Annotated in this window: 26 protein-coding genes and 1 pseudogene; 5 read left to right on the forward strand and 22 right to left on the reverse strand. The window is 48.4% G+C overall.

Going from position 1 to position 25,082, the window contains the following annotated elements; translation table 11 throughout:
• Positions 1-2: 2 nt before the first annotated feature.
• From BUQ78_RS04980 to BUQ78_RS05035, 12 genes are all read right to left on the reverse strand, one after another.
• Positions 3-449 (reverse strand): glycerol dehydratase reactivase beta/small subunit family protein, encoded by a 447-nt coding sequence (locus BUQ78_RS04980; RefSeq protein WP_074199475.1) that lies wholly within the window; start codon positions 447-449, stop codon positions 3-5.
• The gene (locus BUQ78_RS04985) at positions 446-2,281 is read right to left on the reverse strand and encodes a diol dehydratase reactivase subunit alpha (RefSeq protein ID WP_074199476.1); all 1,836 of its coding nucleotides are present in this window, start codon (positions 2,279-2,281) and stop codon (positions 446-448) included. The genes BUQ78_RS04980 and BUQ78_RS04985 overlap by 4 nt, the downstream gene beginning before the upstream one ends.
• Positions 2,282-2,310: 29 nt before the next feature.
• The gene (locus tag BUQ78_RS04990) at positions 2,311-2,853 is read right to left on the reverse strand and encodes a diol dehydratase small subunit (RefSeq protein WP_014806028.1); all 543 of its coding nucleotides are present in this window, start codon (positions 2,851-2,853) and stop codon (positions 2,311-2,313) included.
• Between the two features lie 15 nt (positions 2,854-2,868).
• Positions 2,869-3,528: a propanediol/glycerol family dehydratase medium subunit gene (locus BUQ78_RS04995; RefSeq protein ID WP_074199477.1), complete on the reverse strand. Its 660-nt coding sequence runs from the start codon at positions 3,526-3,528 to the stop codon at positions 2,869-2,871.
• A gap of 13 nt (positions 3,529-3,541) precedes the next feature.
• Positions 3,542-5,212 (reverse strand): propanediol/glycerol family dehydratase large subunit, encoded by a 1,671-nt coding sequence (locus BUQ78_RS05000; protein WP_014806026.1) that lies wholly within the window; start codon positions 5,210-5,212, stop codon positions 3,542-3,544.
• A 33-nt stretch (positions 5,213-5,245) separates the two neighbouring features.
• On the reverse strand, positions 5,246-6,070 hold the full coding sequence (gene pduB, locus BUQ78_RS05005) for a propanediol utilization microcompartment protein PduB (RefSeq protein ID WP_014806025.1): 825 nt from the start codon (positions 6,068-6,070) through the stop codon (positions 5,246-5,248).
• Positions 6,071-6,098: 28 nt separating this feature from the next.
• Complete coding sequence (locus BUQ78_RS05010) at positions 6,099-6,377, reverse strand: BMC domain-containing protein (RefSeq protein ID WP_014806024.1); 279 nt, start codon at positions 6,375-6,377, stop codon at positions 6,099-6,101.
• Between the two features lie 4 nt (positions 6,378-6,381).
• A complete protein-coding gene (locus BUQ78_RS05015; RefSeq protein WP_084532372.1) occupies positions 6,382-6,825 on the reverse strand; it encodes a EutP/PduV family microcompartment system protein in 444 nt (147 codons plus the stop codon).
• Complete coding sequence (locus tag BUQ78_RS05020; RefSeq protein ID WP_014806022.1) at positions 6,825-7,169, reverse strand: BMC domain-containing protein; 345 nt, start codon at positions 7,167-7,169, stop codon at positions 6,825-6,827. Before BUQ78_RS05020 ends, BUQ78_RS05015 begins: the two co-directional genes overlap by 1 nt.
• 192 nt (positions 7,170-7,361) lie before the next feature.
• Complete coding sequence (locus BUQ78_RS05025) at positions 7,362-8,960, reverse strand: helix-turn-helix domain-containing protein (protein WP_074199479.1); 1,599 nt, start codon at positions 8,958-8,960, stop codon at positions 7,362-7,364.
• Between the two features lie 5 nt (positions 8,961-8,965).
• On the reverse strand, positions 8,966-10,174 hold the full coding sequence (locus tag BUQ78_RS05030) for a sensor histidine kinase (RefSeq protein WP_074199480.1): 1,209 nt from the start codon (positions 10,172-10,174) through the stop codon (positions 8,966-8,968).
• A gap of 191 nt (positions 10,175-10,365) precedes the next feature.
• Complete coding sequence (locus BUQ78_RS05035) at positions 10,366-11,010, reverse strand: L-fuculose-phosphate aldolase (RefSeq protein ID WP_074199481.1); 645 nt, start codon at positions 11,008-11,010, stop codon at positions 10,366-10,368.
• Positions 11,011-11,069: 59 nt separating this feature from the next.
• Between BUQ78_RS05035 and BUQ78_RS10180 the strand changes: the two genes are divergently transcribed.
• Together BUQ78_RS10180 and BUQ78_RS05045 are read left to right on the forward strand one after the other, a co-directional pair.
• Positions 11,070-11,228: a hypothetical protein gene (locus BUQ78_RS10180; protein ID WP_143228331.1), complete on the forward strand. Its 159-nt coding sequence runs from the start codon at positions 11,070-11,072 to the stop codon at positions 11,226-11,228.
• Positions 11,171-11,590, forward strand: coding sequence for a phosphoenolpyruvate hydrolase family protein (locus BUQ78_RS05045; protein WP_200779693.1), 420 nt, complete (start codon positions 11,171-11,173; stop codon positions 11,588-11,590). Before BUQ78_RS10180 ends, BUQ78_RS05045 begins: the two co-directional genes overlap by 58 nt.
• A 73-nt stretch (positions 11,591-11,663) precedes the next feature.
• Here BUQ78_RS05045 and BUQ78_RS05050 read toward each other — a convergent pair whose 3' ends face one another.
• The 4 genes from BUQ78_RS05050 to BUQ78_RS05060 form a co-directional block, all read right to left on the reverse strand.
• Entirely contained in the window at positions 11,664-12,728 is a 1,065-nt protein-coding gene (locus BUQ78_RS05050) for a Glu/Leu/Phe/Val family dehydrogenase (protein ID WP_074199482.1), read from the reverse strand.
• A 251-nt stretch (positions 12,729-12,979) separates the two neighbouring features.
• Positions 12,980-13,540: a DUF7973 family transport facilitator gene (locus tag BUQ78_RS10130; protein WP_318259519.1), complete on the reverse strand. Its 561-nt coding sequence runs from the start codon at positions 13,538-13,540 to the stop codon at positions 12,980-12,982.
• An 8-nt stretch (positions 13,541-13,548) separates the two neighbouring features.
• Positions 13,549-13,869, reverse strand: a complete 321-nt coding sequence (locus tag BUQ78_RS10135; protein ID WP_318259520.1) for a DUF7973 family transport facilitator — start codon at positions 13,867-13,869, stop codon at positions 13,549-13,551.
• 155 nt (positions 13,870-14,024) lie between these two features.
• Positions 14,025-15,329 carry a DUF362 domain-containing protein gene (locus tag BUQ78_RS05060; RefSeq protein ID WP_014806014.1) on the reverse strand — a complete coding sequence of 435 codons (1,305 nt, stop codon included), beginning with the start codon at positions 15,327-15,329 and terminating at the stop codon, positions 14,025-14,027.
• 310 nt (positions 15,330-15,639) lie between these two features.
• On the opposite strand from BUQ78_RS05060, the gene BUQ78_RS05065 reads away from it, so the two are divergent.
• Entirely contained in the window at positions 15,640-16,434 is a 795-nt protein-coding gene (locus BUQ78_RS05065) for an MIP/aquaporin family protein (RefSeq protein WP_074199483.1), read from the forward strand.
• Between the two features lie 127 nt (positions 16,435-16,561).
• Complete coding sequence (locus BUQ78_RS05070) at positions 16,562-17,431, forward strand: M23 family metallopeptidase (RefSeq protein WP_074199484.1); 870 nt, start codon at positions 16,562-16,564, stop codon at positions 17,429-17,431.
• An 83-nt stretch (positions 17,432-17,514) separates the two neighbouring features.
• Here BUQ78_RS05070 and dmpI read toward each other — a convergent pair whose 3' ends face one another.
• On the reverse strand, positions 17,515-17,769 hold the full coding sequence (dmpI, locus tag BUQ78_RS05075) for a 4-oxalocrotonate tautomerase DmpI (RefSeq protein WP_014806011.1): 255 nt from the start codon (positions 17,767-17,769) through the stop codon (positions 17,515-17,517).
• Positions 17,770-17,886: 117 nt separating this feature from the next.
• On the opposite strand from dmpI, the gene BUQ78_RS05080 reads away from it, so the two are divergent.
• On the forward strand, positions 17,887-19,065 hold the full coding sequence (locus tag BUQ78_RS05080) for an MFS transporter (RefSeq protein WP_318259521.1): 1,179 nt from the start codon (positions 17,887-17,889) through the stop codon (positions 19,063-19,065).
• Between the two features lie 23 nt (positions 19,066-19,088).
• On the opposite strand, the gene BUQ78_RS05085 is transcribed toward BUQ78_RS05080, so the two are convergent.
• The 5 genes and pseudogenes from BUQ78_RS05085 to BUQ78_RS05105 form a co-directional block, all read right to left on the reverse strand.
• Complete coding sequence (locus tag BUQ78_RS05085) at positions 19,089-20,270, reverse strand: class I SAM-dependent rRNA methyltransferase (RefSeq protein ID WP_074199486.1); 1,182 nt, start codon at positions 20,268-20,270, stop codon at positions 19,089-19,091.
• A 6-nt stretch (positions 20,271-20,276) separates the two neighbouring features.
• On the reverse strand, positions 20,277-20,489 hold the full coding sequence (locus BUQ78_RS05090; RefSeq protein WP_041459719.1) for a MoaD/ThiS family protein: 213 nt from the start codon (positions 20,487-20,489) through the stop codon (positions 20,277-20,279).
• Positions 20,458-22,371, reverse strand: a pseudogene (locus BUQ78_RS05095) (aldehyde ferredoxin oxidoreductase family protein). Before BUQ78_RS05095 ends, BUQ78_RS05090 begins: the two are co-directional and overlap by 32 nt.
• Positions 22,355-23,641: a diaminopimelate decarboxylase gene (gene lysA / locus BUQ78_RS05100; protein ID WP_200779694.1), complete on the reverse strand. Its 1,287-nt coding sequence runs from the start codon at positions 23,639-23,641 to the stop codon at positions 22,355-22,357. Before lysA ends, BUQ78_RS05095 begins: the two are co-directional and overlap by 17 nt.
• Positions 23,642-23,707: 66 nt before the next feature.
• A complete protein-coding gene (locus BUQ78_RS05105) occupies positions 23,708-25,060 on the reverse strand; it encodes a chloride channel protein (protein WP_074199488.1) in 1,353 nt (450 codons plus the stop codon).
• Positions 25,061-25,082: the final 22 nt, after the last annotated feature.

Raw genomic sequence — 25,082 nt, forward strand, 5'->3', positions numbered from 1 at the left:
TCTCAAGCCAAGCCCATTTCTCTCAATATCTTGGCTACTATTTCAGCGACCTGACTTTCATCCGGATCGTCTTTCTTCACATCTGCTTTGCCGTCCATGGGAGGAAGGGGAAGGCCTTTAACCAAGCGCGCTGCAGCTTGTCCAAGCCATCGAAGTGAGGTTTCCCCATTTTCAACGAGAATTAGGGGATTGCCGGGATCCAGGTTCGCCAGCGTTATTGCGTAAGCCTTAGGGGTAACGCCGATCCCCACACGCAGACGTGACCTGTTGGCAGCCTCCCAGGCTAAAGTTTTAGGGTCTCCATCCATAAAATCCCATTCCATTGGAACCCCCTCTTCCTCTGCGCCAACCCCAACTTCGTTAGCCTTATCTTTCAAGGACTCCGGAAGAAGGAGAAGTATAGTCGGTCGCTCATCCCTGAGTTCGCCTACCCTCCCGCACCAAGTCATAAAATCTTCCTCCCAACGGTCGACAACACGAGGCCTGTTGCCACGGCGTTGCGCGGACCCAAGGTCCCCCTGATGTTGCCCCTACCAGCCACGACCGAATATTTCGACAGCTCCTCCGTTATCATGTTTGGAATTTCGAAATCCAAAGCCGAACCGCCGACCAACACCACGAAGTCAATGAGGCGAATGTTCTGTGCCGGGGCAACGTGTTTCAAAGCTCTAGTCGCATTAGTCACGAAGACTTCCCTTTTTGCCTTTCTTCTGACGTCCCTTATTTTCTCAATCGAGGCATCGAGTAGAATTGGACTCAAAAAATCTTCGCTTATGATCAGAGCTACCCTGCCAAAGAGCTCGGGCGCCAAAGGTTTGTCGAAAAACCTTACCGTGCCGTCTTCAAGCCTTACGTGAAACACGCTTTCAACCTTGCAAAGGGGGTGCATCTTGATGTTTTCCACCAGCTCCATGTCATCTAGCCCAAGCTCACTTGCTATTATCGTATTAACCATATTGCCCGCGCCGGCCAGGTGTATGAGCTCGACTTGTCCGTTGGGCCGCATCAGAGAGGCATCAGTGCTTCCCGCACCTAAGTCCAAGACGGCCAAGGGGGTGCTTGTGCCAGGGGTGGTCAAAGCACCCATTATGGCCATCTCGGCTTCAACCCCCCCTATTTCCGCCTTCACCCCTATTTCCGACTCTATGGCGGAAGCAAGCCTTTGCATGGGAAGCTCCTGAGCTTCAACCATAACCGCCAGAGCTACCCCATTTTCCATCGCAAACTCCTCAGCTAAACCCCCAACGACCCGCTGAGGGACCATGGTATCAACTGCCAGCAAGTCTTTAATATGTATCTCTCCCAAGGGGAGGCTAGTCAGTTCCGACATGGTCTTTCGGACTCTTTCCATCATTCCGCCCACATTTGTCCCCGGCTGCCCAAAGATATCCTGAATAGGCCAGCTGGATTCAACCATTTCCATTATGGCTTTTGCGCCTTCGTCGATATTTATGCTTCTTCTGCCTGTCGGACCAACAATGTAAAGCTCTCCGGCAGGAATTCGCCTTTCCTTTACTTCGCCTAGGGGGGTCCTTATGACGACCGCGGATCTGTTCCCTATAAGGGCCTTGGCGACGGGAACGATTTGGCGAGTCTCATCGGCAGATAAGCCAAAAATCGTGGCAATGTCGTAGGGATTGGAAAGCAACTCTACCGATCGTCCGGGAGGGGCAACTTCCACACAACATTGCATGCCCAATGGAACGCGATCTATGGCTTTTACCTCATCGACTATTGGGATGACCTTGTTTAATCTGTTTGCTATCAATACTCCGTCATCCGATTGGCATATGGCTCCTCTCACATCTATCCCCTTAGAAAAGGCATCGTTTATCATCTTGGCAGCTTCCTCAAAGCTCACGCTGCCTGGGATGACGACCACTACAGGATGATCGCGTTCAACCTTATCCAAATCAAAGATCGATATCGTCTCTCCGACGCCTACGCCAACCCCTCCGGGGGTAGAGGGGTTGTGTCCTATCATGGTCGATTCAGTGATTATCGTCTCCGTAATGGTCTCCATCGCCACATCACCTATTACGGGGGCAGCCTTGTTCAAGCAGACCAGGTCAACCTTTTTAAAATCTTCCCGTGACCATCCGGCTTTTTCCAAGGCAAGGGACAATGCCCTGCGCACCCCGGTAATGTTTTGCAAGGTTCCCTTTATTCCCGTAGTATAGGCAATAGAAGAAGCAAGAAATTCCACTAAGCCCTTATCCACTCTTGCTAGGGCGACTTCGGTTGTGGCGTTTCCTATGTCAATGCCTGCAACGATAGGCACCTAGACACCCCCTTTTTTCAAACTTGTCGCTATTCGGGAACATCGCCTCTCAGGAGTTTTCGACGTTCATATACGGCCACAGCTTCTCTGACAAAGGTGGCACAGCTCTTTGCTCCATATTTGTTCTCAAGCTCATCGCCGATGGCCAGAAGCTCTTCCTTGGTCGAGCGATGGGGCCTCATGGCATTGTATATCTCCAAGATCCTTTCGTCCGGAACTTTAGTTAATTCAGCTGCTCTCTTTAAATTAAAAGCCATTTGCTTTCTACCTGCGGCTTCGGCTATCTGAGCCTGCATCAACAAGGCATCCGGATCAATACGAAAGTCTTCGAAGGTCGCCTTTCCTTCCATGACGGCATCCAGGGTAAGATCGTTAAAGGCATTACCCCTCGGGCTTTTTATAATCTCGGGCCTTTTCGAACCTAAGGGATAATCTTCAACGGTAAGACGGCCCTCTTGAGCTTGTCCTCTATAGGTTGCTTCAGCCTTTTTCTCGCCCTGCGGTTTTGCCATTTCCTTCAAGACTTGCTTCACCAATTCGGCTATCATTTCCTCGTTAAGCTTTTCAGCCAATTTCAACGCCCCCTTTTATTCAAAACGGACTTCTAGCTCCATCGGTGGCTTGGAGCGATCCAAATAGCGCGCTTCTTTATTGTGAAGAAGCGCTGCAATCCCTTGATATCGAGGTCTGGCCATGGGATCATTTCTAGTCGGAACCGGAGTGGGGCGCTCTCCCTTGGCGTATTTGGCAGCATTACGTCCAATTGCCCTAAAGACCTCCGGATCAAGAAGGGGGGATTGAGGGAAGAGCTCCAAATTGTTCAGAGGATTCAAGTCACGTTGATGGATAACAGTTGTACCCCTAGACAGTATGCCAATACCAACGCCCGAACCGGACAGTTTGGCCGCTTGATGCGCTATGAACCCAACGTCTGCAGTATGATATACGCGAACAAGCCTGGGCTTTAAGCCTTCCTCTTCGATCCCGGCAAATACCTGACGCAACACTTCACTGTGGGGTACACCGACTATAGTTTCCGTAAAGACGGTCCCAAAGGCAGGGGGTACGCCAACGACGACTTCCTTAGGATCGGTGCCTTTTTTAGCAACCCCCACCTCCACCAGGGTCATCTTTCCTCCCCTTTGGATCTGCGTGGCCGTCGGGGAAGACGATTTAGCCTGCTCTCCTAGGACTTCTTGCAGAACCTCTTCTATCACCTTTTTGACTAATTCTTCGTTGACCTGCATGGTCTTCCCCTCCTTACACATCCTCGGGCCTAATTGCCCAAGGAATGTTCTTTATCTCCTCCCAACGTTCGTCGGAGATCCTATAACCGGTCCCTGGACCTCGGTAATCGTTGGGATCATTGACGGAGCTATAAACAGTACCGTCACGATCTATCCAGGCCGAAGTCTGCAGATAATCGCCGGAAACCCTTTGGCGCATCATCATGACTATCGCTTCGGCTATGTCCCTAAAACCTCTCTGCGCAAGGATCTTGGCTATATCAATGCCGTTTATGCCTTCGTTCAAGAGTCTCTCTGCGGCCCTTAAATCCTCAGTTACGTTTCTGTCGGGCACATCCTTGCTTCCGTTAGCATAGGTCGCAGCTTCCACCTCGGCGTCAGTTATGGGCGGGAACCCTAAAGCGTCATAAACGGCCTGAAGGGCTCTTACGGCTTTGTTGCGGACAGCGACTACCTCCTCTTCGGAGACGGGCTTGCAACCGCCATCAACCTTGAAGTCGCGCTGAATCGCCAGATAGTCGTCCATATCCTCAATATCCCAGTTGGATCCAGCAAACATGTTGTCGTAATTCGGAACGCCGGAATAGCCGGAAAAGATCAGGTCTGTGCCTGAAAAGAGTTGAGGTATCGTACGAGCGGTTCGCCTTAGATCGGAATGAGAAAAGGTCTGGTCATTGCCGGAAGCGACCTCCATATCAAGCGTGACGGTAATCAAGTTTTCCGCCGCAACGGCCCTCAAGCCGCTTGGAACAGCTCCCGGTACGCCTATGCAGGAAATTGAGCCGTTTTGAAGGCCCTGAACCCCGGCGCCCTTGGTGATCATGACGCATCTGGCTTCCAGGTAAAGCATGCTCTTGCCCTCTGCGGCCCCCATCTGTACTTCTGCCCCGGTGCCACTGGTAAAACGCATCTTCAAGCCCCTGCTCGCGTATGCGGAAGCAAGAAACGCCTTAGACCAGGGCGTGTCGTCGCCATCAATGAATACGCTTTCGGTACCGTATACCGAGACCGTCTCCGCATAACTGGTAAGGCCTCTCATTCCGATCTGGAGCTCGAAGGCCTCCTCAAGAGCGCACTGCGTAAGCACTCCGGGTCTGCCCGTTTGAGATCCTATAAGCAGAGACAAGGCATTCAAAGGGGCATAGCGATTTACGCCAACGGTGGTCTCGAGTTCCACGAAGCCCCTTAACGCCCCCTCCGCTGCATCTGCGGCAAGCTGGACCGGGTGATCCTTTGCGCTGGTTATGTGGGCCTGATTGGCTGGAGTCTTACGAGATCTCATCTTAGAAAGACCCATCATTATCTCAACAATGTTGAGGCAATCCATAACCCTGCTTATCTTGGCCGGAGTTAAGCCCTGGAAGACCCTCGTAACTTCTGTCCTTGGAACGTTAGGATCGACAAGCATCATTGCCAGTTCTGTCTCGCTTTTCGCCATGGCCTGTGGGGCCATATCTATATCGATGGCATAATCCGCGATGAATTGTTCTATCATATCGAAATCCTGACGCTTCTTTCCGTCCATCTCCCCTATCTTGCCGTTTTCTATCTTTATGGACGGCACGGGATCGTTAGGACTTCCCATTGCAATAAGCCCCACATCTATCCATTCCGCTATGAAGCCGTCCTTATGGACCGGCCTATTATTTAGCACTTCAAATCTTTTGCTTTTCTTTTCAGCCAATTTAAACGCCCCCTTTAATCTCGGCAACCCTGCTTAAATGTAGGGAGTCGTAGCCGATTTGGGCTCAGCACCCATGGCACCCAGGAGCTTTTTGCCTATGCTTCTGGCGGCAATTAATGCCTGACGCACTGCGCCGGAATCCCCTGTAAAGGTTATGACCACTTCGTTCGTCAAAGATAGGCCCTTTGTGGGAGACAGGTAATCTATCAGCTCTACTTCAGCAGCTTTCAGTGCGGTATCGCTCATGACAAAGCCGATCCCCGCAGGAGCTCCTACGATGAGGCCAAATGCCCTGCCAACGGGGGCATTGAATGCCTTGTTGCATGCGTAGCTTGCTCGAGCCGTATACTGAAACTCCAAATGACCGGCATCGTTGGCATAAACATCGCCAAAGGTACGACGCAAATCCTTTAAAGCCACTTCTATTGCCCTTCTGGCATCGGATACGTCTTCCGCTCCAAAGATTATCAATGATCCGTGTCCGGCACCGCCCTTAGTATCCCTGGGAAGCTCGATGACAACTATCTCCGTGTTCGTCGCCTTAACGGCCTCATCTGCGGCCATTATCTGCGGCCCGGCCCCCGTCCTGCCGGAAAAGATCCCAACGGATCTGAATTTTTTGTCTATGCCCAGCTTTTCGTGAAGCATAGGCTCAACGTTGGCCACGACCAGGCCGATGGTATCGCCCTCGGAGATGCCGACGTATTCGGTGACGCCTACAATGTTTTGTGCGCACACACTGGCAACCTTTTCCTCATCGCTTTGCTGCTGGGAAGCCTTCTCGGGGGCTACCACGCTGCCGCCACCGATACGCTTCATCACCTCATCCATTACTTTTTTCATCATCTCTTGTTCCATCAATCACACCTCCCGAAAAAGGGTGCCGCTATTCCAGCTTAGGAAGCAGCTTCTCTGTGTCGCTGTGGGGCCTGGGGATCACGTGTACGGAGACTATTTCGCCCACTCGCTTTGCCGATGCGGCGCCTGCATCAACGGCAGCCTTAACGGCTCCAACATCACCGCGAACCATCACGGTCACTAGTCCCGAGCCTATTTTCTCGTAACCTATAAGCCGAACATTTGCCGCTTTCACCATCGCATCCGCCGCTTCTATCGCTCCAACTAAGCCTTTTGTTTCGATCATCCCTAACGCTTCACCAGTCACGGTTCTACACACCTCCTGCTAAGCTTGCGATTTTGTGCCTTAGTTCCATTATCCCCTCTCCTGTCAGTGCCGAGACACAGACCACCTCCTTAACCCCTGTTTCCTGCAGTATTCTTTTCGCCCTATTTATCTGCTCTTCGCTCGATAAATCTATCTTGTTGATCACCCCTATAACTGTGGATCTGAGGGCCTTCACGAAACGAGAGGGAAACTGCTTTAAATTTGTGGGGTCAACCAAAAGAAGGATCATTGCAGACCTGGAAGAATAAGTTATTAACGCATGATAAAAGCGGGGCAGATCGAAAAATTCCCCCGGGGTATCGATGGCTTTCCCAAAGAACTGAATGAAAGAGGTCTTACGAACGGAGCTCTCATCATTGGTTAACCCTAACGTTTTCAGCAACGTCGTCTTACCGGATCCAGATGGGCCTATGACCATGATGCGCATCACGTAAAGGTAACGTCCGTCGGGAAAAACCCCAGGACCTCTTTCAAGGAATTGACGGCTGTACGAAGGGCATTTTCCACGGAGGCAACTTCGCCTGTGAGCATTACGCAACCGGTAAACCTGTCGACGAACTCTATGTTTACGCTGGAGGACTTGCTTGCCATGTCGGCTGCGATAATCGCGCCCTCACCCGGAGTAATTGTCATGATCCCTATTGCTCCGGCTCTATCGATGCCAACCTTATTGCACAGCTCTCCTTTGGGATTTCTTATTATGTGAGCAAGGGTCACCTGTTTGCCGGGAACGTATTCCTGTATCACCCTTAAACGATCGCTTCCGTCCACAAAAGCACCCCCTATGTCCCTTATAAGTAAAACAAAAAAGCGATGCCTTTGCATTCAAAGATAATGGCGATATTTTGTTCAATAATTCCTATTAATGCATACATAAAAAGACCTGAGAGCTTGATCTCAGGTCTTTTTACTAAACTTTCGTTTTTTTGTTCCTGCCGACCTTAAACCACTGGAGCTAATATCCTATATTGCACCAACGCTATCGCTCGAATGCAACGACCTCTTATATTCGCTGGGGGGACATCCTGCCATTTCCTTAAAAAGGGTGCTGAAATAAGTTATGTTGTCGTATCCTACAGATGTCGCCGTCTCCGTAACGCTGCATCCCATTGCCAAGAGCTTCTTTGCGCGCTCTATTCGCTTTTCTTTAATTACGTCGATAAATCTTTTATTCAAAACCTTACCAAACATGCGACTTAAATAACTGGGGCTTACGTAGACGTGTTCCGCTACTTTCGATAAATTGGCCTCTTGCAGGTTGTCCTCTATGAAGGCCAGGGCTTTTTGTATTAAAGCAAGATCGGGATCTCTTACGCTTTGCCTAACCCTCCATGCCTCCTCAAGGGAAATGAAGAACATGTTTTTAAGGTCGACAACGGACCTTATGGGTATCATCATGTCCCTGACCTGTCTTCTAGCCCAAGCCTTAAGGGTTTCCTCGTCGCATTTGAGGTCTAAAAGCAATTTACATATTTGCCCGATGTATCCAGCGAACAATAACCTTACGATCTCAACATTGACCGCGACATCGGATTGAGATAAGAGCGCAAAGAGCTTGCCGGCGCCATCGTTTACAAGCTGCAATTGCCCACCACGCATCCCCTCCAAAATAGCTGAAAAAGCCTGGTCAAAATCGGCATGGCTATCGCTCGTCGACTTACTGTCAACCTTAGCCTGAGGCTGTCCGTATATGAGCTTGCCAAAGCCCTCGAGGATGCTTTCTTCGAGGATCTCTTCTAACGACGGGAGGACCTCATCAATTTCGTTTAAACCTGTCACCTTGCCCATGTATACTACATTGCAATGCATATCATTTTGTAAGGCAACATCGAAGATCTTTGACGCCACGGATTCTGGATTTTCCATCGGACCATTGAAAAACAAAAGAGTGATATAGCGCACCCATGGAACCAGAAAAACCGAATCCCCCAAGATCCTTTGAAGTTCCCCTAAAAGCATTAGCTGTGACCACTGTTTTTCTTCAGCATCAAATCCGCTTAAAGCTATCACGCCAAAGACATGCATGCCCTGAATTGGAAGGAAGCCCACTTCCTTTGCTACGGCTTTAAGCCCCTCCGTGATCTCCTCTCCGCGGACCAATCCCTGAATTATCATCGAGGCAACAAAGCTCTTGTTTTCTAAAATAAATTTCTTCAACCTAATGAGTTGCTGAGAAATTTTGTCCGTTTCCTGTATTTCCTCTATGGCCTTGTTTAAGGCGTCATAAAGGACATCATCTTTGACGGGTTTAACCAAAAAGGCAGTTACGTTGAGCCCTACGGCCTGTTGAGCGTACTCGAAGAAATCATAGGCAGTCACTATTACGACCTTTCCCTGAAATCCTTCATTTCTCAACACCCCCAACGATGTCAGGGTATTTCCGCCGGGAATCTTTATATCCAATAAGACGACGTCCGGCTTCCATAGGCGCACCTTTTCCTCAAAATCGATCGTATTGGCAGCCTCGTCTATCTCCAAAAGCAGAGGATAGGACTTAAGCATCTCCACTAAGGCTCGCCTTTCCAAAGGTTCATCTTCGACGACAAGCACCTTTTTGGGCACGTATTTTAATCCTCCTTACAGGGAATGCATATGTTGACCTTTGTTCCTACGTCGGGTTTGCTCCAAATGTTAAACGAAGCATCATCGCCGTAATGCAGTTTAAGCCTTTCCTTTACATGGGATATGCCCAGGCCTTCTTTGATCTTTTCAGGCAAACAACCCACCCCGTTATCTTCCACGCTGATTTCCAATTTTCCTTCACATATCTTTCCTCTTAAAAGTACGACTCCTGGGCGCAATGACGGTTCTATGCCGTGGACCACGGCATTTTCCACTATTGGCTGAAGGATCAAAAAAGGTATCTTACACGATAGGGCCTCAGGCTCAACATCCAAAACGTAGGAAAATCTGTCGCTGAACCTCACCTTCTGTATGGACAGATATTGTTTCAGGCATTCCAATTCGCTGCTTAAAGGGACTAATTCGTCACGCGATTGTCTCCTGAGTATGTATCTAAGATAGTCGGCAAATTGAATCGTGAGTTCTTGCGTCTGGGGTGCGCCCTCGAACATGGCCATGCGCGACATTATGTTTAAAGTGTTGAACATAAAATGCGGATTAAGTTGATTCTGCAAAGCCTTTAGCTGAGCCATCTTTAGGTTCCTTTCAAGCGTTTCCTTATCTCGCTGCGCTTTGACCAGCTCCATGGTCCTATGCAATAATTTGCTCTCTATGAGGTGACGTTCGCAGAGCTCAACTACGTGCGATGCCATCACATTAAGCAGATTCATGGCATTGAGCACGGTCGTCTCGTCGACCACGGGCAAAGCCAAAAAGTCTTGAACCCAATCATCGACTTCGGTGGCGTCACAGGGCCACAATGGAACGATTTCCTTTCGGACTTCCTCTTCGGTATAAGGCCTGAGCAATACCTGTCCACAAAGCAAGGTGCCCACTAACCTTCCCTCAATTATCAAGGGGCTCGCCATATCGATCAATCCGCAGTGGCACCTGTAAACCAGTGGACCGCCAACATCCAGGGCATGCTCTCCTCCCCAGGCATCGCTTCTTTCGCAACCACACCTGCCTTCGGGATGGGAACGAAGCCTGCGACAGAAGGCACAAAAATTGCTAGGTATCGTCAGCGCAGTTCCGTCGGTGGTTGCTATCACGGCACCAACGTGCATGGCTGCAGCAAATCTGTCTACAAGGTCCTTAAGCCTGTCCAGCTCAATTACCTCAGACCACCACTCGTAAGATCCATAGGAAGCCATCTTGTTATCTCTCCAGGTAAGATAAATAGATATTTCTGCAATTATATATTATAATACGTTCACAACTAAACATAAATGACCTCCCATGACTTGAGGAGAGTGTGGCATTCATATTTAATGAAATTAGCATCCGGAAAGTGCTTCCTTAAATAAAACCATTACTAACTACTAGAACTTTCATCTCGCATCACTCACTTTTGCCCATAGGTCTTAAACTTCTCAAGCATCAATTCCATCTCTTCGTCGGGCAGAATTACAGGTTCTCCAACGCATTTGGCCCTATAGTAGATTTCACATACCATCTCTATTATTTCTGCTATTCCAAAGGCAGAGGGCATATCCGGCCCAACCGCGATAAGGCCATGATTAGCCAAAAGAACAGCATTGTATTCTTCGCCCATAGCATTATATGCGGCGTCTGCTATCTCTTGTGTGCCAAAGGTGGCGTAGGGGGCGCAGGGGACTTTCTTTCCGGCATAGGCGATCAGGTAGCTTGCAGGGGGAACCTCCCAATGCAGGGTAGCAAGAGTTGTAGCAAACATGGAATGCGTATGGACAACGGCACCGACATCTTCCCTTTTTTGATAAAAAATTAAATGCATTCTCCATTCACTTGACGGCTTTCTAAACCCATCCACAATTTTTCCGTTTAAATCCATGACCACAACGTCTTCAGGTTTGGTCTCAAAATAATCCATGCCGCTGGGAGAAATTGCCATCAACTTACTTTTTTCATCTAAAACACTGATATTACCTCCCGTGCCCCTGGTAAGCCCCGCCGCTATAAGTTTCTTGCCATATTCAACAATAACTTGCCTTTTCTCTTCTAAAAGCAAATGATACCACCCCTATTTGTACTCATTCCATTTTCTCGCTTCATTATAATATAACCATCATGCGCACGACTCCCGAAGAAAACGCCAAACTTGGGCAAATAATGGCACAAAGGCTGAATCAATTGAAGGGCCCTACATACAAAACTTGGAAGAGACCGGCATGGGCTACGACCTGGAGGTGGAGACCATTGCCTTGGCCCATGAGATGGATATGCTGACCTGTCCTTACGTATTCGATACAAAACAGGCCATGGCCATGACCCGGGCAGGCGCTGATATCATAGTTGCCCATATGGGGTTGACCACGAAAGGTAGCATCGGGGCCAAGACTGCCTTGACCCTGGAAGAAGCGGCAAAGCGCGTGCAGGAGATACATGATGCAGCAAAGTCCGTCAATCCTGACGTCATGGTGATATGCCATGGAGGTCCCATAGCCGAACCGGAGGATGTGGAATATATCTTTGCGCATACCAAGGGCATCGTGGGATTTTTTGGCGCATCGAGCATGGAACGCATACCTGTGGAAAGGGCAATAAAGGAACAGGTGGAACGCTTCAAATACTTAAGGGTAAATATGTAAAAAAACAGACATACTGTGATAATATAAAGGGCAAGCTGATCGGCTTGCCCTTTATGTTATGCACCACACTAAATTACTTTATGTAGTTATTCCTAACCTTCGCCAGCAAATTAATCCTATTTTCGGCCAATCTGTCGGCCGCTTTGTAGGTGGGTATGTTTTCCTTCTTGGCTATCTCTATTACCTCTAGGACGGCGTTATAAAGGGCTTCCACTTTCCTTGTGGCCTTCTCCTTAACATAACCGCCCGGCTCAAGTTCGGCAGCCACGTTGATGACCCCACCTGCGTTGATGATATAATCCGGTACGTAGAGAATTCCCTTTTGCTGCAGCATGTCGCCATGTCTTTCCTCTTTGAGCTGGTTATTTGCGGAACCGGCAACTATCTTGCATTTCAGCTTATTTATGGTGTCATCGTTGATGATAGCCCCAAGAGCGCAGGGAGCAAATACGTCACACTCCACTCCAATGATCTCATCCGGCTTTACTGCCTTTGCGCCAAGTTCATTCACTGCCCTCTTTACGTTTTCTTCGAAAATATCTGTCACGATAAGTTCAGCACCGGCCTCTTTCAGGTACTTTGCCAAATTAAAGCCCACATTTCCAATGCCCTGAATGGCAACTTTCTTTCCGGCGACATCATCAGTTCCAAATACCTCTTTGCAGGCAGCCCTAATTCCCTGAAATACGCCAAGGGCTGTGAAGGGCGACGGATCTCCGCTGCCTTCTCCCAAACCGGCAACATATTTGGTCTCCATCCTAATATATTCCATATCCTGCACATTGGTGCCCACATCTTCCGCCGTTATGTATCTGCCGCCCAGAGATTCAATATATCTGCCTAACGCCCTAAAGAGCGCTTCAGATTTATCTTTTTTAGGGTCCCCAATAACAACGGTCTTTGCTCCTCCGAGATTGAGTCCAGCTGCAGCGTTCTTATATGTCATTCCTCTGGCTAATCTTAATGCGTCTTCAATGGCCTCATCCTCGGATGCGTACGTCCACATGCGGCAACCGCCCAATGCCGGTCCTAAGGTCGTATCATGAATTGCAATGATAGCACGCAATCCAGAAGCCGCATCGTGACACAAGACCACTTGTTCGTAATCGTACTTCTGCATATACTTAAATATTTCCACTTTAAACACCCTCCTTTTATCTTATAATAAGTACATCTTTTATAGAGCATCACATACAATCTCTATACATGCATTATTAAATATACCATAAAATAACAAAATGTCCATTGGATTTGCCCCTTTAAATTTCCAATGGACATGATGGGAATGTGTATTATAAGCCTTTTAGCATTAAAAATATGACAGCGCCAATTCATTAGCTTAGCGCTGTCATATTTTTCCTACTAATTAATAATTATATGTTTAATTGATTAGAATAGTACGTATACCATGAAGGTCATTATGAATATAGCCGTTGCAGGGGGGTCTATGTGTGTATCGCCATGAATATAAAATGTCCGCGAAGCCAATTCTCCAACAAAAGCGGATATAACGCCCATGACAGCACCAATAACGACATTGCCGCTTGCCGTAGCAGCAATAGCGGCAATAAGAGTCATATGATGTGTAACCGGGACATTTATCCCAAAGCATAGAAATGCCAAAGATGCAGCAGAGATGCCGAAACCGGTTAAATTGGCCACCGGTAAATAAGTTTGATCGACATTTAGAACCGTGACCGCAAACCAAGATATCACTAGGCTAATGCCTAGAGATATTACGAAGAGTTGACCGAAATCTTGTTGCTGGGGCGCCCAAACATCATTTCCCCCAGGGGTAAAGCGTCCGCGATTCCTGGCTTCTTCGCTCAATGTGCCCAAAAGGCCCGTCTTTCCAAAGACTAAACGCACTATGGAGTTAGATAAAAACACTGTTAGGGCTACATTGTCGGTTAAGCCGGCAGGGAAAATCGAATTAAATACAGAAACCAACAGATAGCCTAATATGCCAAATAGCCCTCCGACCAGTAGCGCTGCGGGATCCCTGAAACCCGCCCCACCGGAGACGATGTCTTTGCCCTCTCCGTGGGTACCCTTTTTGCTGCATAGGCCACAGCCGCAACGCCGCCACAGAAGGCAACGTGCGGGCCGAATACAGGACCAAAAGCCACATTTGAAATGAAATCAAAAGATGATCCCCCAAGTATGGCAGCAGCGCCTAACAATACCGCCAAACCAGTAAATACAAAGATTGGCAGTCCTCCTAGGGCAGCTCCAAATACTCCGCCCCCAAATGAAGCTAGAAGCGTCATAAAATTCACTCAAACTCCCCCTCTCTGATTTTAAATCTCACTAAAAACCTTAAACAAAGCAGAAATAGACTAAATATCACCTCCAGAAATTAATCGCCGGCCATAAGCAACCGGACAAAAGTTATATCAATGGCTCAAGTAAACTTACTTGAGCCATTAGTGGATTAAATCTTACCTTGAGCGAAAGCCTGAAGATCGGTATTAACTTTCGAGAAAACGTAAACAGGAGCACAACCAGGATAGGTAAACACTTTCTTTGCGAGCTTCATAGCCTCTTCGACCTTTTCCCTTGAGGGGAAATACTTCCAACAGTCACCGAGGACAAAAAGGTTTTTGCCTTCGGCATAAAGGGGATCAAAGTCAGGCACGCCGCCTGCAATGAAGACGCATTCGCCCTTTTCCGCTACCATTTTTTCAACATCAATGCCAGTGTTTTTAAAGGAATCCAAAGCTCCGCGCAGGTACACGTAACAACCCGGGCAGGTCTGCTGAATTATGACAGTCAGGCCTTTATATACTCCAACGGGATTATCGTTGGCTCGCTTAAAGAACCTCCTCACATTTTCCAGCTTTTCGCCAACGACATCGATGGAGGTCAAATCGCCAACCCCAAGCCCCTCGGTGGCTGCTATCCTGACGGCAGGAATTTCACCTGGCTCAAAGCCCATGATGTAGGAGGTAACAGTATCGACGGCTACCGTGTCCTTACCTGCAACTATCAAGTTCATTTCAATGGGCGTACCCGCGTGGGGTCCCTGCCCTTCCATTCCGATGATCCCATCGACGATCGTTAAATCGGCCTTTCTGATGCGAAGCATGTCCGCCAGCTTTTGGCCCAGATCGATCCTGTGGGCGCCTTGCTGTTGCCCGCTCGGATGCCTGTTCGGCACTATGCCGTTCCAGTTTTTGATGCCCAAAGTCACTGTTCCTCCAACATGCACTTTCATCTTGGGCAGGTTGATTACGACATCGGCATCCAAAACTGGACGAAATACCTCTGCCTTCTTGAATACCCTGCCTTCCGGTATTTCTACGACCACGGTGGCCTCTTCATCGAAATAGATAACGCGATCTGCTCCGCCACGCAGCGCAGCCTCTTCCATGCCGGATTCCTTGAAAGCCGGCTTCGCCTTGCCGACATGCAGGCCCAGGGACGGGTTATCGCCCACCCAAACCTCGGCAGCCTTAGACTCTTCCTTTAAAAAGGCTACCACGGCTTCGACCGTCCTCGGATCAACTACCGCGAAACTTTCGGGAGGAGCTTGGAAAGCCAGATTTGGCTTTATCAAGACCCTGTCTCCCGGCTTGACGATAGTATCAATGCTTCCAACGGCAAGCTCAACGGCCTTTTTGACGGCTGCTTTTATGGCTGCCACGTCCTCATCGTATCTTACGAACTTGCCCCCCATGAACTCCTGATTGCCCTTTACCCCAACAGCCCTAACAACAGCGACCTTTACATCTGCCATCCTCTCTCACCCCTCATTATCTAAATCTGTTATTATATTATAAAGTAATCCGTTTAGACATGATACAGCTTAAGGTGAAAGATAACGCTGGTTATATCCCTTGGGGAGCCATCTCAACAGTTGCAATTTATGTGTTTAGCTATCATAATTTATTGCTATAGGGACGTTTTATTGCTAAAATAATCAACAAGAGACCAAGAGAATCCCAAAATAAAATAAGGACAACTAAATAAAGGGGGTGGGCTATGCCAACTATATTTGGGCGTATAGTTAAAGCTTTGCTGTTCACTAAAGAGGAGGGATGTGAATAATGGAACAGAAAAGCACAATGGGTGAGGTATTAGCGGAGTGTTTTGGGACTTTTATCCTCATTTTACTTGGAGATGGCGTAGTTGCTCAGGTTGGACTAGCTCCCCGTCTTGCGGCATCAGCTTATAACTGGAATACAATAGCATTTGGATGGGCAATGGCAGTCATGGTGGCCGTTTATGTTACGGGTGGAGTTTCCGGAGCTCATCTCAATCCCGCCGTAACTGTGGGACTTGCAGTGAAAGGCGCTTTTCCCTGGAAAAAGGTAGTTCCCTTCTGCATAGCACAGCTTATAGGGGCTTTTTTTGGCGCTCTCTTCGTTTACCTGGTTTATATGGACGGTTTAATCTCTGCAGGGATGCCAAATGTGTGGTGCACCGGACCTGGATCAACCTTTGGACAGGCCTTTTGGGGAGGTGCAGGCGGGTCGCCTTTGGGCGTATATTCTCTCCGCACTGCCTTCATCGCCGAGGTCATGGGAACGGCAGTGTTGCTGTGGGGAGTTCAGGCATCCTCTGACTCACGCAACCTGGGCGTTGGAGCCAACCTTGGCCCTCTCATCGTAGGCCTGGTGGTGCTCACGGTAGGTCTGTGCTTGGGCGGACCAAGCGGATATGCTATCAATCCTGCCCGTGATTTGGGTCCCAGGATCTTTGGTGCTATGGTCGGATCCTCAGACCTCTTCACCGGCGCTTACTGGATTGTGGCGCCGATAATCGGACCATTGCTTGGCGGTGCCATAGGAGTGCTCACTTACGATTGGTTTGTAACTCCTTATCTCCCTAAAAAATCATAGCAAAAACCGTTATATTTATGATATAAAAACAGGAGCAGGACTCTAATGGTTATATAGGTCCTGCTCCTGTTGTGCTTATGCAATCACAACATATATCGTCAAATATGATTTATTGAGGTGGTATTAATTGTTCAAAAAGGCAACTCTTACAATAAATGCCGTTTCTGTTTTACTAATTTTGTTTATCCTCTCATCCCGAGCTCAATCTGCAGAACTTAAATGTACCTACGTTGCAAGCATGGGGAAGCCTTTTTTAGCACGTCTGGTTTCTCCCTACGATATTTCTGATGTCAAGATTTCTTGGCTCGATCGTCAAACTCCACTACAGGTAACGCGTGGCGATGGCAAATATGAGGCGAGCATCCTTTTGGGCTCGGATGTCAGAGACACAAAGCCCGGGATTTACACATTGACCGTGAGCTACTTTGAAAGGGGAAGACAATGGACGTTACATCATGATATCGATGTACGGCCCAAGTCATACCCCGTACAGGAACTCAAGCTCCCACAAGCCATGGTAACGCCTCCAAAGGAGGCAATGGCGAGGATTAAAGAAGAATCGTTATTAATCTCTAATGCAATCAACACAATAACGAATGAACGGCATTGGGAGTTGCCTTTGAAACGTCCGGTAGACGGGATAGTAACCTCGCCCTACGGGTTAAAACGCATATACAACGGCAGTCCGGGAAGCCCCCACAGGGGTGTAGATTTCAGGGCAGCCTCAGGAACTCCCGTAAGATGTGCTGCGGATGGAACGGTAATCCTAACTGGCGATCACTATTTCGGCGGTAAAAGTGTTTACGTTGATCACGGTAACGGCGTGATTTCATGTTATATGCATCTGTCTAAAATAAACGTTTTAAATAACCAGCGCCTTAAAAAGGGAGACATAATCGGCTATTCGGGACAGACCGGAAGGGCGACGGGCCCACATCTTCATTTTGGGCTCTACCTGTTGGCTCATGCCGTAGATCCCATGCCGCTTTTTCAATGAGCAGGATATAAAGCAAGCCTGTCGTTCGAAAAACGAACGACAGGCTTGCTTCTAGAGTGTAAGTGTTTTAATAGATCTAATAACTAAGCTTCGGCTTTTTTTCTTCTGCATCCGCCTCTTTTAGGTTTTTCCTCAGGAGCCTCTTCGCAGCCCTTTTCTCTATCAGCCAACAAGGCCCCGCCAACGCCAACGTTTTCATGCGGATTTTCATTTATCAAAACGACGAATGCCTCTTTAGGAATTCCCATTACGTTGCTGGCTATCTCCGTAAAACCCTTCACCAATTCCCTCTTTTTCTCTACATCTAAGACAGGACAATTTACGGTGATGACTGGCATGTCTAACACCTCCTAGATTAAAAATGTTTTATGATATATCATACCTAAATGATAACATACTTTAAAAACTCTTAAAATTCCAAAGGGAGGATGACCTTGAACGCAGGAAACTCAAAAATGAACACCTACAAAGGACTTTTAATCCTAACGATGGGCCATTTCATAAACGACGTGCACGCTGCCTTTTTGCCGACCTTCACGCCAATCTTAATGATGAAGCTCGGGCTATCCATCACTCAGGCGAGCATGCTAACCTTTTTGTCCGGAATAATTAATACGTTTATGCAACCCGTCCTCGGATATACATCAGACCAAACCGCACGTCCATTCATGATACTCATTGGACCAATCTTTACCGCGTTAGGTGCATCTCTAATCCCTTCGTCTCCAACCTATGCCTTGGCTTTTTTCTTCGTGGGATTATGGGCAATGGGAAGCGCGACCTTTCATCCGCAGGGGCAGGGCTCAGTTGGCCATGTGTCTTCTCCGGAAAACCTGTCATTTGCCTTTTCCATCTTTTCCATGGGTGGCACATTGGCAAGTGCCTTAAGCCCCCTTTACGGCGCCTATCTCTATCAAAAATTGGGAGAGGGTTTTTTGCCAATAGTAACTTCAATACCGGTCATAATGTACGCAATGCTGGTAATTAAGTTTTTCCCTTCCATCCCCGGTAAGCGCGTTCATATGAGCCCCACCGACAGGGGCCTTAAGTCCATATTTCACGCCATAAAAACGACGTTTCCTCCTCTATCAGTTGCCACGCTGAGAGATACATCCATCCAGGGCATTCAATTTTTCATGCCGATTGCAATTGCGGCAAAGGGAGGCACCATCGGCGATGTAGGTAAGGTGTTGTTCATCATAATGATAGCAAGATCTATATCGCCGTTGATAGGCGGCTACATTGCCGATCGCACCAGCAAGGGCAAATTAATTTTTTTGTGCATGTCCATAGGAGGCGCACTGCTGATTCCTGCAGCCATAACGCACGGCATATTGTCCGTGTTGTTGTTTACATTGGGCGCAGCTTTTATAGAAGCCACAACTCCAATTACCGGCGCCATATCGCAGGAATGGATGCCCGAGTCCAGGGCCATGGCAAGCTCCATCGTAATGGGCTTTGCATGGGGATTGGGAGGCTTGCTAATTCCACCTCTGGGCATGATTGGAGACCACTTTGGATTAGAATGGGCTTTGTTGATGGTTGGAGCTTTGCCTATATTAAGCTTGTACTTCGTGTCCATAATAAAAAAGAAAGAAAGGGCAATCGTCTCACAGGCTTCTGCACAGGAGTAACAATGCACATGTGTGATTACAACTCATGAAACTTCCAGCAAGAGGCATTTGAGATATAAAGACTCATCGAAGCCCATCAAAACGGGATGGTCGGAAGGCTGAGACGTCTTGGCCACGACGCGAAGGCTTTTATGTGCATCTTTAGCCGCCTCCAAGAGGGTCCCCTCGAACAAATCCCACGAAATATGATGTGAGCAGGAACAGGTCAGAAGAAAACCGCCGTTTCTCAAAATCTTCATGGCCCTCAAATTGATTTCCTTGTACCCCTTGATAGCCCCTTCCACTGCTCGTTTGTTCTTCGCGAAAGCCGGCGGATCCAAGACAACTACATCGAATTGCATGCCTTTCTCTTCCAGCTCTCTCAGACGATCGAAGACATTAGCGACCTCATATTTGCAGATTTCACCGACCTCATTTAGCCCGGCATTGCGCCTGGCTGCATTTATAGCCTCCTCGGAGGCATCGATCCCAAGAACGCTTTTGGCCCCGAACTTGGCGGCATTCAGACCAAAGCCTCCAGTGTAGCAGAAGGCATCCAAGACATGAGCACCACGGGATATGGGATTTAAAAGGGCCCTGTTGCAGCGCTGGTCCAAGTAATGGCCGGTCTTCTGCCCTCCGGCTATGTTTACGTAAAATCGCACTCCGTTTTCGTCGATGACTACCTCCTCGGGGACCTCCCCAAAAAGCAGCTCATCAACCATGGAGAGACCCTCAATGGATCTGACTGCGATATCGTTTTTTTGATATATTCCTTTAACGGGAAGTAGGTCTACGAGGATCTTTACTATCGTTTCCTTAACCCTTTCCATACCCAGGGTCAATACCTGCATGACCAGATAGTCATTGAATTTATCGATTATCAAACCGGGCAGAAAATCGGCCTCGCTGAACATCAACCTGTAGGCATTCAAGGCATCGATGCCCAATTTCTTCCTAAAATCAAGGGCTTGTTTTAGCTTCCCGCGCCAAAAGCGGCCATCGATGTTCTCTTTTTTTCGGGTCAGAATGCGCACGGTTATATAGGAAGCGGGATTTATGTAACCTATTCCCAAAAATTTCCCTCGCCAATCTTTAATTTCCACACAATCTCCCGGGCTGCAGTCGCCCCTTACCCTATCTATGGCGTTTTTATAGATCCAGGGATGCCCATTATAAATGGTTTTTTCAAAGCCCTTCTTCACGTAAAGCGTATTTAGCGGCATATTTATTTAACCTCCTCCTAAGGGGGGAAAGATGCGCACCTCATCGTCAACATCGACTAGATCATCAAAGGCGATAAAATTGGATTTGCAGATGGCAAAGCCAATGCTTTCCCTCGGAAGGCCGATCTTAGCGATAAGCTCCCTCAATGTAACCGGCGAATCTAATTCAACATATTCCTCGATCAATTCATTGCCCTGAAATATGATCACTTTTGCCATAGCCTTCGACCAGCCAATCAAGTCCCAATTCCAACAGCTTTTCCTCGGTAGGGACTCCCCCTTCGTCCCAACCCATCATGGCATAATAAAGATGCAGGGCCTCCAGGAAATCCTCCTTGGGAAGAAAGTTTCCCTTAAGGGCGCCGTTTTGAAGCGGACTGTGCAACCTTTCGGGCAACAAGTCGTCTTCGACGCCAAAACCCTCTCGGGCGTTGAATACCCTGGCTAAGGCTAAGGCCCTTTCGCCAACTTTGACGGCCTCAAAGAGGCTGGTCTTCCATCCGGTAAAAGAACTTAAGGCATTGATCACGTCATTTACAGGCATGGAACTTCTCGGCACAGGCACGAAATCGCATATGCCGGCTGCGTTGAAAAAGCTCCACCACGCGGTAAGGTAGGCGAAGGTTCGCACCTTTAATGGGGAAAACTTGGTGGGTTTTTCAGGTTCAAGGATGCCAAAGGGCGCTATCTCGGAGAAGCTGTATTGGTCTTTCGAGGCTATCATCGTATCGTGAGCTGCAACCATGTGATCGGCGCCCTTTTCCGAGGTGGCATAAGCCAGCCCTACAGAATATTTTCCTCGAGGGTCATGCATGGGAAGCTCTTGCCCCTTAACGGTCAAGACGAACTTCTCAGAACCTCTTCCTATGATCTTTGAAGCCCTCTTGCTGCCTTCGGCCAAGACATCGCCAAAGCCTTCCCTTTTAGCTATCTTATCTATCATTGCAAGGAGGGCTTCGCTGTTGCCAAAGGTTAATTCCATGCCATCGGTTTCCTCCTTGGTCAGTATGCCAGCCTCAAAGCATTCCATGGCAAAGGCTATGGTCATTCCTGTACTGATGGTGTCCAAGGTATATTCGTTGCACATTTGGTTTGCCTTGGCTATTACTTCTACGTCATCTATCATGCAAAGCTACCCAAAGGAGGCAAGGGTCTCGTATTCCGGCCCCCCAAATCGTGGTTCGACGGAGAAGCGTTCGGATTTAACCGCCCGCTTACATCTTACGGGACAGGCATAGCATCCTTCACGTGCGACCAGTATCTTTTCGTTCATCGCCTTGGCGGAGATCAAGTCTGCACGGTCAAACTCGCCGTAGTGAAAGTTCTTGGTCGGCAAGATTCCTGCAGCGTTGTTTCCCAAAACGCTCGCTGCCGTGCCATTTTCGTAAAGTCCCCTTGTCAGCGGGTTTTCCATCACTGACGTTCCAAATTTCTTTGATATCTCGGACATGAGCTTGCGATCTGCTACAGGGATCTGTCTTTTACCGCGAACCGCTATAGCCTTCAAATTTTTGGAACCCATGACTGCACCTAAGCCGTTCCTGCCGTTAAAGTGCTTGAGCTCATTCGTTATGCAGGCAAATCTGACGAGGTTTTCCCCTCCGGGGCCAATTTGCGCGACACGTATTGCCGGGTCGTCATGCTCGGCCCTTATGATATCCTGAACTTCCCCGGTCTTTTTGCCCCAAAGATGACCTGCACCACAGATCTTCACGTCCCCATCATCTATGTAGATGTATACAGGCTTGTCAGCCTTTCCCTTGATGACGATGGCATCAAAGCCGGCACGCTTGAGCTCGGGCCCCCAAAACCCTCCTGCTTCAGATTGGCCAAAGGCATTGGTCAAGGGAGATTTGGCGCCAACTGCAAACCTGCACATTCCGCCCAGGGGAGCCCCCGTCATCACGCCCGGAGCGAAGACCAATACGTTATCCGGACTAAAGGGATCCGTTCCGGGTTTAAGCATCTTTAGCAGGTAATACCCAATAAGACCCGAACCACCCATATAGGTGCGATAAAACTCTTCTCGTAAGCTTTCAACATCTATCGACCCCGATGAAAGGTCGAGATGCAGTATTTTGCCGTTATACCCGAAGGGCACTCCTAATCCCCCTTTGTTTAACAAGTAAGTTGTCGTAGGTTTCCCTCTCTACAACCAATATATCTTCCCCCTTATCCACAAAAACGACTGCAGGTTTGGGCAACATGTTATAGTTGCTTGCCATGGAGTAGCTATAAGCCCCGGTGTTAAAGACTGCCAAGATGTCACCTGGCTCGATATCCCCGGGAACGGGAAGGTCTTCTATCAAAATGTCGCCACTTTCGCAGCACCTTCCCGCGACCGTAACGATCTTATCCTTATCACGTCCCATCTTATTGGCCACTTCTGCGCGATACCTCGCACCATATAAAGCGGGCCTGATGTTATCGGCCATTCCTCCATCAACGCTGACGTAGGTGCACGATCCTGGAATTTCTTTTATGGCGCCAACAGTATATAAAGTGATCCCGGCCTCGCCTGTTATCCACCTTCCGGGTTCAATGGCAACCGAAGGCAAGGGCAAGCCAAAGGTCAAACATCTGGCTTTAATTCTTTCCATTGCCGGATCCGTAAAATAGGAGATTGGCTTTGTCAAGCTCCCCTCTCCGTTTCCTATTCCGAAACCGCCACCTATATCCAGCTCTTCGGTGGTATATCCAAGTCCTTCGCGCAAATCACTCATTAGCTTAGTTATCACATCAACGGCTTCGAGATATGTTCTGTAGTCGTCAATCTGGGATCCCAAATGAAAGTGAAATCCTTTTAACTCCACGTTCGACAAAGATATGGTTTTTTTAACCACATATGGTATGCGCTCCAACGGGATGCCAAACTTCGATCCCCTGTGGCCGGTCTGGATGTATTTATGGGTCATAGCCTTGACTTCTGGGGTAACCCGCAACAGGATCGGCGTCTTTTGCCCCTTTATTTTGGAGACTTCATCGATGATGTCTATCTCGCCCTCCCAATCTACAACGATCCTGCCTACACCACTTTCAACGGCCATTTCTATCTCTTGGCGCAATTTATTGTTTCCGTGCAGGACGATTCTCTCTGCAGGAAAGGAGGCCTTCAGCGCCAGATGAAGCTCTCCACCCGAAACGACGTCAAGGCCAAGCCCTTCTTTTTCTATTATCTGGCACATGGCAAGCGTTAAAAAGGCCTTGCTGGCATAGTAAGCATGAGACCCTTCGTGACGATTCAAAAACTGCTCTTTAATCTCCCTGCAACGCCTCTCGATCATGCCCTGAGAAAAAACGTACAATGGAGTGCCGTACTTTAGTGCGAGCTTTACCAAATCGCATCCGTCCAAGTTCAAATTGTTACTCACCCTTAAATTCATCCTCCTTACTTCCAGTATGGCTAATACGACATGAAATTGCACTGCGATTTAATGTCAGCGCTTACATCTTTGTTTAAAGATATTTATATATCTTATCACCGTCACCTTGGAAGACATAAGTTTTACTTTAAAGATATTTTTCCCGTCGGGAAGTGGTGATATCTCAAAGGCTTTTGATTTGGGTCTGGCCAAAATCTGGGTCGAATATATGCTCCTGTGACCGCTTACAACAAACGATACGACACAAGCCAGAGCAGCCAGTGGAGTAGCCTGCGGACCTATCAGCTCCATTGCCATGATGCTGGCGGTTATGGGGGTATTCGCCGAGCCTGCCAACACCGCCGTCAAACCCATAGCGCTGAACAATGCGGGACTAGCGTTAAATAGGCGGGCCAAAGCAGCCCCCGCCGTCGCCCCGACAAAAAAGGTAGGAGTAAGCACTCCCCCGCTTCCTCCGCAGGAAAGCGTTATGGCCATAGCAAAGGACTTAATCGCAAACGCCAACAATGGAATTCGGTCTCCCGACAGGGCATCGTAGACCGTATCCATTCCAAGTCCAAGATACCTGGTACCAAAGATCAAGGCTACCGCCAAGAGGATAAACCCGCCGTAAATCGGCTTCTTCCACCAGGAGACGCGAAGGTTCGCAAATTTATCTTCGATGTAATTTAACATCTCTATGTGCATAATGGAAACCAAACCGAAGAAAACTCCGCCAAATATAGCCATGGCAACGTACTTCCAATCAAGTGATATGGAGACAGTTGTCCCCGCTAAACTTGAAATACCGAAACTTGAAGCAACTATGCGAGCGATAATACCGCTTATGAAGGAGGGCAACAATACATCGTAAAGCATTTGTCCTATATAAAGCACTTCCACTCCAAACACAGCGCCCGAAATGGGGGTCCCAAACACCGCAGAAAAACCGGCAGAGATGCCGCAAACCACTAGCTTTTTCCTGTCTTCGACGTCAAGGCGGAATATTTGGGCCATCCAGGACATCAATCCTCCACCGATATGCGCACAGGGACCTTCCTTGCCGGCCGATCCCCCGGAGGCCAATGTGATTATGGTAGCAACCAACTTCACCGGCACAACTCTCAGAGGAATTATCCCTTCCTTAAAATGGACGGCCTCGATAACCTTCTCGGTGCCATGACCCTTGGCTTCCGGAGCCAACGCTCTGATCAAAAAGGCACTCAAAAAAAGCCCAAGCGGCAGAAGTAAAAATCGCCACGACGGCAATTCGGCCACAAAGGAGATGGATTTTTCCAGAAGGTAAAGAAAAAGCGAGGCAGCTCCACCAACAACGAGTCCTGCCATGACGGAAAGTATTCCCCATTTGGCCGTAGAATACAAAAGGACAAAGGTCTCATCGATTTTTTCCCTAAGGTTATCTGGCACTTGACATCACCCAATGGTGATT

The sequence above is a fragment of the Acetomicrobium flavidum genome (genome assembly GCF_900129645.1).
GTDB lineage: Bacteria > Synergistota > Synergistia > Synergistales > Acetomicrobiaceae > Acetomicrobium > Acetomicrobium flavidum.

What these genes read in the sequence shown, in the direction of transcription:
- pduB (WP_014806025.1), bottom strand. Translation starts at nt 6,070, where the DNA reads ATGGAACAAGAGATGATGAAAAAAGTAATGGATGAGGTGATGAAGCGT.
- BUQ78_RS05080 (WP_318259521.1), top strand. Translation starts at nt 17,887, where the DNA reads ATGAACACCTACAAAGGACTTTTAATCCTAACGATGGGCCATTTCATA.
- BUQ78_RS05045 (WP_200779693.1), top strand. Translation starts at nt 11,171, where the DNA reads ATGGGCTACGACCTGGAGGTGGAGACCATTGCCTTGGCCCATGAGATG.
- BUQ78_RS05030 (WP_074199480.1), bottom strand. Translation starts at nt 10,174, where the DNA reads ATGGCTTCCTATGGATCTTACGAGTGGTGGTCTGAGGTAATTGAGCTG.
- BUQ78_RS04995 (WP_074199477.1), bottom strand. Translation starts at nt 3,528, where the DNA reads ATGCAGGTCAACGAAGAATTAGTCAAAAAGGTGATAGAAGAGGTTCTG.
- BUQ78_RS10180 (WP_143228331.1), top strand. Translation starts at nt 11,070, where the DNA reads ATGCGCACGACTCCCGAAGAAAACGCCAAACTTGGGCAAATAATGGCA.
- BUQ78_RS05085 (WP_074199486.1), bottom strand. Translation starts at nt 20,270, where the DNA reads ATGCCGCTAAATACGCTTTACGTGAAGAAGGGCTTTGAAAAAACCATT.
- dmpI (WP_014806011.1), bottom strand. Translation starts at nt 17,769, where the DNA reads ATGCCAGTCATCACCGTAAATTGTCCTGTCTTAGATGTAGAGAAAAAG.
- BUQ78_RS05060 (WP_014806014.1), bottom strand. Translation starts at nt 15,329, where the DNA reads ATGGCAGATGTAAAGGTCGCTGTTGTTAGGGCTGTTGGGGTAAAGGGC.
- BUQ78_RS05015 (WP_084532372.1), bottom strand. Translation starts at nt 6,825, where the DNA reads ATGCGCATCATGGTCATAGGCCCATCTGGATCCGGTAAGACGACGTTG.
- BUQ78_RS05065 (WP_074199483.1), top strand. Translation starts at nt 15,640, where the DNA reads ATGGAACAGAAAAGCACAATGGGTGAGGTATTAGCGGAGTGTTTTGGG.
- BUQ78_RS04980 (WP_074199475.1), bottom strand. Translation starts at nt 449, where the DNA reads ATGACTTGGTGCGGGAGGGTAGGCGAACTCAGGGATGAGCGACCGACT.
- BUQ78_RS05090 (WP_041459719.1), bottom strand. Translation starts at nt 20,489, where the DNA reads ATGGCAAAAGTGATCATATTTCAGGGCAATGAATTGATCGAGGAATAT.